The sequence below is a fragment of the Corynebacterium silvaticum genome (assembly GCF_002162115.2).
Lineage (GTDB): Bacteria > Actinomycetota > Actinomycetes > Mycobacteriales > Mycobacteriaceae > Corynebacterium > Corynebacterium silvaticum.
Genome location: NZ_CP021417.2, coordinates 234,630 through 246,869, shown reverse-complemented (window position 1 = coordinate 246,869; position 12,240 = coordinate 234,630). Strand labels below are relative to the sequence as shown.

Genomic DNA, 12,240 nt, shown 5'->3' with positions numbered 1-12,240 from the left:
CCCTACCTTTCCGCTACTCGTCGAATCCAGCTAGAACAGCTGCGGAAACAGACAAGCCCAATCGGGTTGCACCTGCGGCAATCATGGCCTTTGCGGTTTCTGTGTCACGGATACCACCCGATGCTTTGATGCCAAGGCGCCCGCCGACAGTACGATTCATTATCTCCACAGCATGCACGCTGGCGCCACCTGCAGGATGGAAACCGGTGGAAGTCTTGACAAAGTCCGCGCCGACTTTCTCCGAGACTTCGCAGGCACGCACGATCTGGTCGTCGTCAAGCGCTGCGGTCTCAAGGATTACTTTGAGCACGTTTGGCGCAGGTACTGCCGCGCGCACCGCCGCGATTTCCGCTTGGAGATCCTCAAAGCGTCCCTCTCGAACCAAGGCCAGGTTGATCACCATATCTACTTCTTCAGCGCCGTCGTGAACCGCACGGGATGCCTCATTAGCTTTAATCTCAGGCTTGACGGCACCCGAGGGGAATCCCACCACGGTAGCGATATGGACACCCTCAGGAACCTCTACCGGAAGTAGCGAAGGCGAAATGCAGATAGAGTATGTGCCGAGTTGTGCAGCCTCTTTAACCAGTTCTTTCACATCCGCTTCAGTAGCCTCCGGCTTGAGCAGAGTGTGATCGATCATTGCGGCGACCTGAGAGCGGGTGAGTTGAGACGACATGGAAAATCTCCTTAGTGTTTGAAGAAAAGTAAAAATAATGCTGAAGGCTGACGCGCCTTCTACGCCACATACACGCCACGTGCACGTTCAGTACTAGACATGCGCCGGTCTGCAAGGACGTAAATAGTTGCACCAATCAAAGCGATCGCAGCGAGCACCCACAGGATCGTCGAGTAGCCAAAATGTAGATCCATGAGCTTTGCGGTATAGGCAATACCCAGCGGAATCGTGATGTTGATGGTCAGGTTATAAAAACCGATAGCGATACCCGACTTTGCAGCTGTGATATTTATCAATGCGGTATTCACCAATGGCGCGTACATCAGGGCGAAGCCAGAGGCGAAAAGAACGATCGCGCATATCAATACCGCGATGTGCAGGTTCAGGCCGAGCGCCGCGATCACCAGTGACAGGAAGATCATGGACAAAGCCGTGTAAATAGTCTGACGAGAGCTCAGGACTTTGCCGATTGCGCCGGAGAAAATGCCCACCAAAATTGCACAGACATAGCCCGGGACCATGAGCAGTGCAGCTTTATCCTGCGAAAGCCCGTGAACGTCGGACGCGGCGAAGGGGAGCAAGAAGATAAACCCTAGCTGCGTGGAATAGATCACGAACACCAGGACAATCGCCCACACATACCGACCATTGGTAAAGAACTCCGGCGAGACGAGCGCTTTCTTGTTCTTCTTTACATGAACCACAAAACCGACAATTCCGAGCACCGTGGGGATCAGCCACAACGGATTGAATTTTTGCATGTAAATGGTCAAAGAAGCAGCGAACACGGACACCAAGAAGAGCCCGAGAGCGTCGAACGTTCCCTCTACGGCTTCATCCTCCGGAACCATCTTCTGGATGAAAGGAGCCACAAGAATCAAGATCAGCGGAACCAAGAACATAGCGGTCCATGAAACGTATGTGGAGATAAAACCTGAGGTCAAAGCCCCAATTAGCAGTCCACCCTGGAAAGCTGCAGTGGAAAAGCCCAGGTAGGTCTTCTGATCATCTTCAGAAAGATGCTTGGTCACATAGATCACGTACAGCGTTTCCGCAGCAGCAAGACCGGCGGTTTGAACAATGCGACCAAACAGCACCATCGGCCACGAACCGGAAAATACAAAGCCCATGATCGAGCCGACTGCAATCAGCCCAATTCCTACTAGCATCAATTTGCGGATGGAGATGGTGTCGGCAAGCGCGGCATACACCACAGCGCCGATACCGATGATCACACCGGCAAGAGAGGCTTGGAGGCTCGCGGTATTCGGATCAATACCCAAACCGGCTGCCATTGGGCCAGTCATTGTTTTAAATCCATTGTCCACAATTAAGCAAAAGACAAAGGAAAACAGGAGTACAGGAACTGCCGCTTTAGGATTAACTATGCCCGTATGGCTTGTGCCGTTACGCGCATCGACGTTTGTATGAGACATGATGGCCTCCCACTAGATTCCCGCGAGCGGAAGAGCGATTTCCATCATCGAGGTGAATGCCTTTTCACGTTCCTCAGATGTGGTGCTTTCCCCCTTGGGGATATTGTCCGACACGGTAAACAGGCCCAACGCATGAGCACCCGCGTACGCAGCAATGGAGTACAGTGCTGCCGACTCCATCTCCACGCCCATGACACCCATCCGAGCCCAGCGGGCGCTTGCGGTCTCATCAGCGTTATAGAAGATATCCGAGGACAAGATATTGCCCACGTGCACTTCCTGACCAGCCTTGTCAGCCTCATCGACCACGGCTTTCAGCAGTTTCCAGGACGCGGTAGGCGCGTATGTACCTGGCAAGTTGTATTGCTCTAGGAAGTTGGAGTCCGTGGAAGCAGACGATGCCACGATGATGTCATACAGGTTGATGTCTTCTTGCAAAGAACCAATTGAGCCCACCCGGATAACGTTGCGCGCACCAAAGATGTTGATGAGCTCCCACGAGTAGATACCGATGGAGGGCATTCCCATTCCCGATCCCATCACAGAAACTGGAGTTCCTTTATACGTTCCGGTGTATCCAAGCATGTTGCGAACCTCGTTGAATTGAACAACGTCGTCGAGGTACGTCTCCGCAATGAATTTCGCGCGGCGTGGATCACCTGGAAGCAGAACCGTATCTGCGATATCAACACCGCGTGGATTGATATGGGGCGTGGACTTTTCAGCCATTTCAGCTACTCCTCACGATATAAGCGTTAAGAGACCGTGCCCCTACTCATGCTTCCGAGGCATCGGCGCAACAGCACGTGGTGTGCTACATCCACAGGATAAGTCCACCGCGGAACATATGTCAATGCCCTATTTTACTTTCGTTCCACCTTTTTCTAGGACTTCCCCTTTTCTCTCCGAGCCCCCTCCCACCATCTGGAAAAACCAAAAGCCGAGGGCCCAATGCCCCTCGGCTCTAGCTGATCCCAGAATTATTCCCGCACACGTCACTCCCCCAGCACGGCTTGTGCAGCCCCAAAATCCGTAACCAGATGCGTGGTGGTCCCCATCTCAAGGGCAACGCGAATCGCCTTTGCTTTATCCACCCCACCGGCGATAAGCACACGCGTTGGCCGCGTGCTGAGATCTTCAATGGAAATCCCCACGGTTCGGGCGTCAATCGCGGGATCGGCAACCTCGCCCGTAGCCGTATAGAACCGCGAACAAATATCGCCCACGGCATGCGTGAGCAACCGATCAATCTCCCCTTCCGAGAGATACCCCAGGTTAAGCAGCAAACTTTCCCGCTGGACAGACCCAACAGTAAACACCACAACATCGGCATGTGCGCCAGCGCTTAGCATGCAGGAAATATGACGATCGCGCACAACGAGGTCTTTAGCTTCACGACTATCCAGAATCACGGGCAAAGGCAGGAGCTTCATCTCCGCGTTAAAAGCGCGCGCAAAACGAGTCAAGGTGCTCAAGTCATTTGTGCTGCGCTCACTCAATGAGTGCCCACCCTTGAGCTGTACCACGCTCACGTCATGACGCGGGAGTGAGCGCAAGTGCTCCGACACATTGTTAAGGGTGTTGCCCCAAGAGATGCCTACCGACATCCCATCACATACCAAGTCCTCCAATAAAGAGGCACCCGCATTACCCAACTCCCGCAGCAGCTCTTCCTTGTCGGGGCTGACGGGGCGCACCACGCGGACGTCGTCAAGCTTAAAGTGCTCTTTGAGGCGTTGCGCAATCTCATCGCCCTGTTCACGGGGGTCACTGAGGGTGATGGTGACAAAACCTTTTTCCCGCGCATAGCTAAGCAATTTAGACACCGTAGGGCGCGAAATACCCAAACGTTGTGCTACCTCTGCCTGCCCATGCCCCGAAGCGTAATACAACTTCGCCGCGTCTATGGCTTGTGCATCTCGTGCGTCAATCATGATGCCCCTTACTTCACCCCCGAAAGGCTACTTTCACTGGAAACACTTCACATCATATGTATGCTATGCCACATGCCAGGCATGAACCTACTTCTTCTATGCCGCGGCGGGTCACAGGCCTAGAAAACACGGCCGGCACCCCGTCGCGGATATTTGGTGTAGCCGGTCGTGGGACAGTACCCAGAATACTGTCCTCCTCTCAATGATTGCATTCAAGGACACTCATCATGGCTTCCTCCGACGCCTTTATCTCCGCACCGGCCGACATTCGTACCCCTTCCGGCAACTTTGCCGCCGGCCAAGCCACCTGGAACAAGCAACGCTCATCCGACCTGCCTGTCCACCGCTACCGACCCTTTGCTGCAGAAGTGGAAAAGATCGATCTGCCGGATCGTACGTGGCCCAGCGTCACCATTGAGTCCGCGCCGCAGTGGTGCGCCGTGGATCTGCGCGATGGCAACCAAGCGCTTATCGACCCCATGAGCCCGGAACGCAAGCGCCGCATGTTTAACCTGCTGGTCACCATGGGTTACAAAGAGATCGAGGTGGGATTCCCCTCTGCCTCGCAGACCGACTTTGATTTTGTCCGTGAGATCATCGAGAAAAACATGATCCCCGAGGACGTGACCATCCAAGTTCTGGTGCAAGCGCGAGAACATCTCATTCGCCGCACCTTTGAGGCCTGCGAGGGCGCAAAAAACGTTATCGTTCACTTCTACAATTCCACGTCTATTCTGCAGCGCGATGTTGTGTTTAGAAGGGATAAAGAGGCGATAAAAAAGCTGGCCACAGACGCGGCAGAACTGATTAAAACTATTGCCGCCGATTACCCAGACACCAACTGGCGATGGGAATACTCACCCGAGTCCTTCACCGGCACCGAACTCGCTTACACAAAAGAAGTGATCGATGCAGTAGTCGAGGTCATGAACCCCAGCCCCGCGCATCCCATCATCATCAACCTGCCTTCCACCGTGGAAATGGCCACTCCCAATGTGTACGCCGACTCCATCGAGTGGATGCATCGCAATCTGAACCGTCGCGATTCCATCATTCTCTCACTGCACCCGCATAACGACCGTGGCACCGGTGTTGCCGCCGCCGAACTCGGATACATGGCAGGTGCCGACCGCATCGAGGGCTGCCTCTTTGGCAATGGCGAACGCACCGGAAATGTCTGCCTGGTCACCCTGGGGCTGAACATGCTCACACAGGGAGTAGACCCACAAATCGACTTCTCCGATATTGAGCAGATCCGCCGAACCGTAGAATACTGCAACCAGCTGCGCGTCCCCGAGCGCCACCCATACGGCGGCGACCTGGTGTTTACGGCTTTCTCTGGCTCCCACCAAGATGCCGTCAACAAAGGCCTGGACGCTATGGCGTCGCGAGTTCGCCCCGGAGCGACCCACACCGATGTCTCATGGGAAGACCTCCGCGAGGAAACCTGGGAAGTTCCCTACCTGCCCATCGACCCCAAGGACGTGGGCCGCAACTACGAGGCAGTCATCCGCGTCAACTCGCAGTCCGGCAAGGGCGGCGTAGCCTACATCATGAAGACCGACCACGGCATCGCACTCCCGCGCCCCATGCAGGTGGAGTTCTCCTCTGTAGTCCAGCGCGTCACCGATGCCGAGGGCGGCGAAGTAGAGTCCAAGAACATGTGGGACATCTTTGCCCATGAATACCTGGATCGCACCGCACCAATCGAACAGATCGCTATGCGTGTCGACGCCGCCCAGAATGAAACAGACGAGGCCCATATTGCCGTCACTCTGGAATTCCAAGGCAAAGAAACCACCATCGAAGGCCACGGCAACGGCCCCATCGCTGCCTATGCCAATGCACTCGAATCCCTGGGCATCGACGTGGAAGTGCAGGAATACGAGCAGCATGCCCGCACCGCAGGCGACGACGCAGAATCCGCCGCCTACATTCTGGCCGACGTTAACGGACAGCGCTACTGGGGCGTAGGTATCGCAGGATCAATTACGTACGCTTCCCTCAAGGCCATTACCTCGGCGGTCAATCGCGCCCTGAGCTAGTCCTCCCCTACTTTTGCCCCACCAAAGCACAGTTTTGGTGGGGTTTCCTGCGACCGCACTACATGCGCCCCCGCTACAGTTGAGACTCATGAACGAAACAATCCGCACCCAGCTCAATCACCGCACGATTCGCGAGTTCACATCCGAGCCCGTCGCAGAAGACGTACTCGACCAGATCTTCCAAGTGGCATTACACACCCCAACCTCCCTTGGAATGCAGACCGCGAGCATTATCCGCGTCACCGATCCCAAACTCCGCGAGCAGCTGACCGCAATCGGCACGCAAGAATACGTAGGCAGAGCCCCCATCTACCTTCTTTTTATCGTCGATCTGTACCGCACCAAACGCATCCTTGCTCATAACGACGCCCCGACCGAGCCCGCCGGGTACCCGCGCAATTTTGTCCAAGGCTTTACCGACGCCTGCCTCATGGCCCAAAACGTATGCATCGCGGCGGAATCACTCGGCCTGGGTGTTAATTTCCTCGGCAACGTTCACAACGACGCTGCCGCCGTAATTGACGTGCTCGCACTTCCGGAACTCACGTTCCCTGTCGTTGGCATGACACTGGGCTGGCCAAACCAATCGCCCCAGCTCAAACCACGCATGCCCAAGAGCCTCCGAATCATGGAAAATGGCTATCACGAGCCGGAAGACTGGACAGAGTCCATGTCCTCTTATGACTCCACCATGACCACCTATTACGACCTCCGCAATGCTAACCAGCGAGTGGACAGCTTCACCATCCAAACCCTCCAAAAAAATCCACCGATCAAAGACAACCGCGACCTCACCTTTGAGATTGCTCGCACCCAAGGCTTTGATCTTTAGAACACAAAAGGCGCTGCCCATATTCGGGCAGCGCCTTAAGCCCCCAGGCCTATACGCCCGGTTTTCTTATATTTAACGGTGGTGGAAGAAGCGATCAATGATTGGCTTGAGGAAGCCACCAATTCCGATGATCGCTGCGATAGCCGAAATCACACCAAACACTGTGGCCAATATAGAAGCAGTGTTGAGCTTGCCTTCGGTCTCGCCAAGCTTGTCCAAGTTCTTCTTGTTCAAATCTTCCAGACGCTTATTGTCGTTCTTCAAACCCAAGATATCGCTCTGAGCTTCGGCGTACTTTTTCTCAAGCTCTTCGATCTTTGATTGCGCATTGTCAAGCTGCTCTTTCAATGCATGGTTCTTCTCTGCAAGTTCTTTGTTTTCTTCTAGAGACTTCTTCAAGGCGTCCAATGCTTTTTGAACATTTCCTCGCAACGTTTCATTATCTGCATTTAACGTCTCACTGTCTTTTTCCAAATCCTGGACTTGATCTATCAAACGCTTGATTGTAGCATTCTGCTCTTCGAGCAGTTCATGTTGCTTATCAATAATGTCCAGACCCTCTAGAAGCTGCTCACGGATTTTTCGATTTTCTGCTTCGGCATCTTCAATGCGCTTATTAGAGGCATTGAGATCGTTTTGCAGCTTGTCCAGATTTTCTTTTAAAACATGAATTTTTTGCTGCTGTCCCTGATTCTGCGAAATCAGTTGATCAATAAGATCAATTCCGTCATCGATCAAACCTTCCAAAAACTTATTGTAAACTTGCTCAGTTTCAAACAAGCGAGAGATTTCAGAGAATCGCTCGGATTGTTGCTGCAACTTTTGTTCTTGCTAGGCGATTATCTTATCGCTTTTGAAGATCAGACCAGCCAATTCCTTTATCGATGCATCTTTACATTGAGTCAACCTGACGTTAGGATCACCGGTCCCATTACCTGTACAAGACCCAATAACATGTGGGCTTCCATCTCGGTTGTGTGTAATCACGAGGCTGTCAAGCCGAGTTTCCTGCGCACCAGCCACCGGCGCAGTCAAAATCGATCCTGCAATCGCACAACTCACCACTGCTGAGACAAGCTTCTTCATAGTTTCAGATCCTCCAAGATCCTTGACACGCCGGATCCCCATGATGGGTAACACCCTGGGGGCAACTTTCCTTAAAGTTACATAATAACAATGTCAAGTTAATACATGTTTTATATTTATTTTAAATTAAGTTTCACATTAAGGAAAACCTCTCCCACCCCTTTATTACCCCCCCCCCAAGAAAAAGCCCCAACGCCCCAAATGTGGGATATGTCCACCTAAACTTCCCGCACCTCCACAACCATTCCCACGTTTAAAGAACGCACAATGCCCCATAAACCCACAAATTCACCAAAAATGACCACCCTTACATCCACACAGAGCATTGCAATCCCTGTACACATATAAATTTCTTAGCTAATCACACACAAAACCGTCCGAGATGCCATTAACTAAGATTGTTATAACAATGTGATTAATTTGGATGTGGGAGTTTTCACCCCTGCCAGGTTTATCGTGTGACCCCCGCAAGCCCTCGCCACGCTTACCCGTCAAATACGCCAACTACACTGTTCCTATGACCAACAAGCAAGTAGGCGACCCCAACGCAGACCGAGCAGCTGAGATTGAGCATGCTCCTTACGTAGCGTTATCGATACAAACAAGCGGTATCCACCCGTCTACTTCTCGTCTCATTACTGTCGATGCCGTCACGTTCACCGAAGACGGGGAGGAAGTCGACCATTTTCACGCCGTCGTCAACCCTGGCGATAACCCCGGCCCCTTCCATCTCCACGGGCTCAGCAGGGAAGAAATCGCGCAAGGCAAAAAATTTAGCCATATATTAAAACCGCTGGGCAAGCTTATCGACGGCCGCACCCTCATCCTCCACAACACGCCTTATACCTGGGGTTTCCTCGTATCCGAGTCTCGTCGAGCCATGAGTACCGCTGCTCGGGCAAACCGTGCCCGGCACAGGAACCGCAATCACCGTCGACAACGAGTAGGGCATATTCCGCGCCCACGTCTGATCGTCGATACGCTAGCAACGGCGCGTCGACAAGGCGTTGCTTTTGAAGACATCCGTATCCGCGCCGTCGCTCATGCGCTAGGCCTCGACTCCCCGTCCCCGGTTGCCTCGCTCGAACGTGCCGCGCGCCCGGAATCGCAGGTATCCCGCGAGGAAACTCTGCTCATCGCACGCATGCACTTTGTAGAAAAAGCGTGCGGAGTCATCTCCTCTTATACTCCCGAGCAGCTGCGGGCAGACAAGTTTGGGCTGCAGCGCTCAGACATCCGAGTGGACGCCATGGAGGTCCCACGCGAGTACGAGAATCCAGGCGTGTACTCCCCCGACAGCGGCTTTGTGCAAGGCATGGAGGTGGTGATCGCCCCAGAGATCACGGAAGATCCAGATGTGATCATCGAGGCGACCCTGCGCACCGGATTAGCGTATAACGAAAAACTCACGCGTAAGTCCAGCGTTGTGGTGTGCAATAAAAAAGAAGACCTCGTTGGAAAAGCCATGCATGGGCACCGAAAAGAGATTCCATTGATAACAGATGAGGAATTCCTCCGGGCTGTCGTAGACGTCAAACCGGGGAAGGCGCGCGAAGACGACTAAACTCTGGTCCCATGAGTTTGAATCTGCGCACCCGCCTTGCCATCGGCGCCGCACGCTTGGCCACAACCGCTTCGCGTGCCACCGGTCGTGGGTCGGGCGGAATGATTGGCGGCCTTATAGCCGAGAAAATCGACCCGAACATCATGGCGTCGCTAGGCGACAATCGCCCCGTCGCCATCGCCACTGGCACCAACGGTAAATCCACTACCACCCGTATGCTCGCATCCGCGGTACGTGCACAACATACTGTGGCAACCAACGAGGGCGGCGACAATATGGACGCCGGCATCATCTCCGCACTCATGGCAGGTCAGGAGGCTAGCCATGTGATCCTTGAGGTAGACGAGCTCCACGTCCCAGCCGTCGCAGACCGTCTCAAGCCATCATGCTTAATCCTCCTCAACCTCACCCGCGACCAACTGGACAGGGTCGGAGAAATCAACAAGATTGAGCGTGCGCTCCGCGAGTGCGTGATCAAACACCCCGAGATGACCGTGATCGCCAACTGTGATGACGTACTTGTTACCTCCATCGCCTACGACGCCAAAAACGTTGTGTGGGTATCCGCAGGAGCCGGCTGGCAAGGCGATTCCGTTTCCTGCCCGCGCACTGGCGGGCACGTGGTCCACGATGGTGCCGACTGGTACGCAGTCAAGCCGTTGCCCAACGGCGAACAATTCCGTCGCCCGACCCCGCAGTGGAGCATCACTGCTGAAGGCCTAGCCTCCCCGGCGCGCACAGATGCACCAACAACGCAGCTCTCTCCTCTCAATCTGGCGCTTCCCGGCAACGCCAATCGTGGTAACGCTACCCAAGCGGTAGCTGCCGCCGTGGAATGCTTCCATGTCCCGCTTCCCCAAGCGATTCGCTCGGTAGAAGCTGTCGACGATGTAGCGGGGCGCTACTCCACCATCACTCTTGGGCAACACCAGATTCATCTACTTTTGGCTAAAAACCCGGCAGGCTGGCAAGAAGCGCTATCCATGGTCGACCGCACCGCGGAAGGTCTCGTGATTGCAGTTAATGGCCAGGTCGCGGATGGTGAAGATCTCTCATGGCTCTGGGACGTTAAGTTTGAAGAGCTCGATGAGCTATCTGTAAAGGCTTCTGGCGAACGCGGCACTGACCTTTCAGTGCGGCTGACGTATGCCTCGGTAGAACATGAGCTCATCAAGAATCCTCTGCACGCCATCAAGGCTTGCCCTGCTGGCCGCGTCGAGGTCCTTGCCAATTACACCGCATTCCGCGATTTGAAAAAGGCCATCGCGGCCGCAAAGGAGTCCTAATGACTGATCTTTCTATTGGACTCATCCTTCCCGATATCCTGAGCACATACGGCGACGACGGCAATGCTTTGGTGTTAAGGCAACGCGCCCGCATGCGTGGTTTCACCGCAGAAATTCATACGGTGAGGATGGGCCAAGCAGTACCGGAATCCTTGGATATTTATTGCCTAGGTGGCGGTGAAGACACAGCCCAGATCCTTGCCGCAGAGCATCTCATCGCAGACGGCGGCCTCACTCGAGCAGCAAACGCCGGCCGCCCGATCCTAGGCATTTGCGCTGGTCTTCAAGTGCTCGGCCAGTCTTTCCGGGCAAGCGGCAGGATGGTTGATGGCGTAGGGCTTATCGACGCCACCACCGCCTCCCTAGCCAAACGCACCATCGGAGAACTCCAAGCCAACCCGACACGCAACGGCATCACCTCCGAGCTAACGGAACCTCTCACCGGCTTTGCAAACCACATGGGTGCCACTCTCCTCGGCCCTGATGCGCAGCCGCTAGGAAAGGTCACCCGCGGTGTGGGAAACACAGATGAATACGGCATTTCCCAGGCATCAGCAAACCCTGAGCAAATAACCGCAGAAGGCGCAGTCCAAGGAAATGTGATCTGCACATACATGCACGGCCCAGCACTTGCCCGCAACCCCCAGCTAGCCGACCTCCTGCTGGCTACGGCCATGGGCGTGGCTCTTAGTGAGCTCGCTCCCCTAGAGCTGCCCGTGGTTGATCAGCTGCGCAAGGAACGCCTGGTCTAGTTCTTTTCCACTGTATTTTTCTCGCCCCCTGAGCTGGAATATTTAGCGTCCAGCTCAGGGGTTTAGTGGTTTCCTGCCCAGCAGCAAGGGAATTTGTCGTTTTTGGGAACGCTAGAGGCCCGATGCTCCGCAAAGCCACTGGTCGCGATTTCTAGCGTTCTCAAAAACGACAATCAGCGCGGCCTAAAGCAAGCGCTTTGCCCCTTCGCTCAGGCGGCACCTGCCATCTGTTACATATATCTCATGCTGAGTGAGGGCCATGCTTGTCCCCTCAAGGGTGGTCGCCCCTAGCGATAACATCCCTGCACACAAAGCTTGGACTCTCTGCGCTAAAAAGAATCAGCGTCAAGAAGCTAACGTTACCGCCTTTGCGGCAAACGCACGAGCCACCAGACTCCCTGTAATCGGCGCCATGGCGTAGTTACACTGGCGTCCACTCATCCCGAGTCCGTAAGTATCTAACCCAATCAGGAGGATTTCTCTTTTATGAGTAACACCAATGATGTGAATGAAGATGCACGCATGTACGAGGATATGGAAACCGCGCTGTTGGAAGGCAAAGCAAGCAGCTTTAAAATACATAATGTCAACGGTGTGGTGGAGGAAGTTCTCTAGCCACTAGAAGT

General features: G+C 54.3%; 11 protein-coding genes. 6 read left to right on the top strand and 5 right to left on the bottom strand.

The annotated features are described in order from the left end of the window. Positions 1-13: 13 nt before the first annotated feature. The 4 genes from deoC to CBE74_RS13540 all read right to left on the bottom strand — a co-directional run bounded on the left by deoC (position 14) and on the right by CBE74_RS13540 (position 4,049). The gene (gene deoC / locus CBE74_RS13555) at positions 14-679 is read right to left on the bottom strand and encodes a deoxyribose-phosphate aldolase (RefSeq protein ID WP_087453245.1); all 666 of its coding nucleotides are present in this window, start codon (positions 677-679) and stop codon (positions 14-16) included. Between the two features lie 59 nt (positions 680-738). Next, on the bottom strand, positions 739-2,115 hold the full coding sequence (locus CBE74_RS13550) for an MFS transporter (protein WP_087453244.1): 1,377 nt from the start codon (positions 2,113-2,115) through the stop codon (positions 739-741). Positions 2,116-2,127: 12 nt separating this feature from the next. Continuing rightward, the gene (deoD, locus tag CBE74_RS13545; RefSeq protein ID WP_087453243.1) at positions 2,128-2,844 is read right to left on the bottom strand and encodes a purine-nucleoside phosphorylase; all 717 of its coding nucleotides are present in this window, start codon (positions 2,842-2,844) and stop codon (positions 2,128-2,130) included. 266 nt (positions 2,845-3,110) lie between these two features. Then, entirely contained in the window at positions 3,111-4,049 is a 939-nt protein-coding gene (locus CBE74_RS13540) for a sugar-binding transcriptional regulator (protein WP_087453242.1), read from the bottom strand. A 227-nt stretch (positions 4,050-4,276) separates the two neighbouring features. On the opposite strand from CBE74_RS13540, the gene leuA reads away from it, so the two are divergent. Together leuA and CBE74_RS13530 are read left to right on the top strand one after the other, a co-directional pair. Next, positions 4,277-6,094, top strand: a complete 1,818-nt coding sequence (gene leuA / locus CBE74_RS13535; protein WP_087453241.1) for a 2-isopropylmalate synthase — start codon at positions 4,277-4,279, stop codon at positions 6,092-6,094. Between the two features lie 88 nt (positions 6,095-6,182). Next, positions 6,183-6,926, top strand: coding sequence for an NADPH-dependent oxidoreductase (locus tag CBE74_RS13530; protein WP_087453240.1), 744 nt, complete (start codon positions 6,183-6,185; stop codon positions 6,924-6,926). 72 nt (positions 6,927-6,998) lie between these two features. Here CBE74_RS13530 and CBE74_RS13525 read toward each other — a convergent pair whose 3' ends face one another. Beyond that, positions 6,999-7,706, bottom strand: coding sequence for a coiled-coil domain-containing protein (locus CBE74_RS13525; RefSeq protein ID WP_225871190.1), 708 nt, complete (start codon positions 7,704-7,706; stop codon positions 6,999-7,001). An 823-nt stretch (positions 7,707-8,529) separates the two neighbouring features. On the opposite strand from CBE74_RS13525, the gene CBE74_RS13520 reads away from it, so the two are divergent. From CBE74_RS13520 to CBE74_RS13505, 4 genes are all read left to right on the top strand, one after another. After that, positions 8,530-9,576 carry a DNA polymerase III subunit epsilon gene (locus tag CBE74_RS13520; RefSeq protein ID WP_087453239.1) on the top strand — a complete coding sequence of 349 codons (1,047 nt, stop codon included), beginning with the start codon at positions 8,530-8,532 and terminating at the stop codon, positions 9,574-9,576. Positions 9,577-9,587: 11 nt separating this feature from the next. Next, a complete protein-coding gene (locus CBE74_RS13515) occupies positions 9,588-10,862 on the top strand; it encodes a Mur ligase family protein (protein ID WP_087453238.1) in 1,275 nt (424 codons plus the stop codon). Further along, complete coding sequence (locus CBE74_RS13510) at positions 10,862-11,614, top strand: type 1 glutamine amidotransferase (protein WP_087453237.1); 753 nt, start codon at positions 10,862-10,864, stop codon at positions 11,612-11,614. Before CBE74_RS13515 ends, CBE74_RS13510 begins: the two co-directional genes overlap by 1 nt. A 486-nt stretch (positions 11,615-12,100) precedes the next feature. After that, positions 12,101-12,229, top strand: coding sequence for a hypothetical protein (locus CBE74_RS13505; RefSeq protein ID WP_259484379.1), 129 nt, complete (start codon positions 12,101-12,103; stop codon positions 12,227-12,229). The last annotated feature ends 11 nt before the right edge of the window (positions 12,230-12,240 follow it).

What these genes read in the sequence shown, in the direction of transcription:
- deoC (WP_087453245.1), bottom strand. Translation starts at nt 679, where the DNA reads ATGTCGTCTCAACTCACCCGCTCTCAGGTCGCCGCAATGATCGATCAC.
- CBE74_RS13550 (WP_087453244.1), bottom strand. Translation starts at nt 2,115, where the DNA reads ATGTCTCATACAAACGTCGATGCGCGTAACGGCACAAGCCATACGGGC.
- deoD (WP_087453243.1), bottom strand. Translation starts at nt 2,844, where the DNA reads ATGGCTGAAAAGTCCACGCCCCATATCAATCCACGCGGTGTTGATATC.
- CBE74_RS13540 (WP_087453242.1), bottom strand. Translation starts at nt 4,049, where the DNA reads ATGATTGACGCACGAGATGCACAAGCCATAGACGCGGCGAAGTTGTAT.
- leuA (WP_087453241.1), top strand. Translation starts at nt 4,277, where the DNA reads ATGGCTTCCTCCGACGCCTTTATCTCCGCACCGGCCGACATTCGTACC.
- CBE74_RS13530 (WP_087453240.1), top strand. Translation starts at nt 6,183, where the DNA reads ATGAACGAAACAATCCGCACCCAGCTCAATCACCGCACGATTCGCGAG.
- CBE74_RS13520 (WP_087453239.1), top strand. Translation starts at nt 8,530, where the DNA reads ATGACCAACAAGCAAGTAGGCGACCCCAACGCAGACCGAGCAGCTGAG.
- CBE74_RS13515 (WP_087453238.1), top strand. Translation starts at nt 9,588, where the DNA reads ATGAGTTTGAATCTGCGCACCCGCCTTGCCATCGGCGCCGCACGCTTG.
- CBE74_RS13510 (WP_087453237.1), top strand. Translation starts at nt 10,862, where the DNA reads ATGACTGATCTTTCTATTGGACTCATCCTTCCCGATATCCTGAGCACA.
- CBE74_RS13505 (WP_259484379.1), top strand. Translation starts at nt 12,101, where the DNA reads ATGAGTAACACCAATGATGTGAATGAAGATGCACGCATGTACGAGGAT.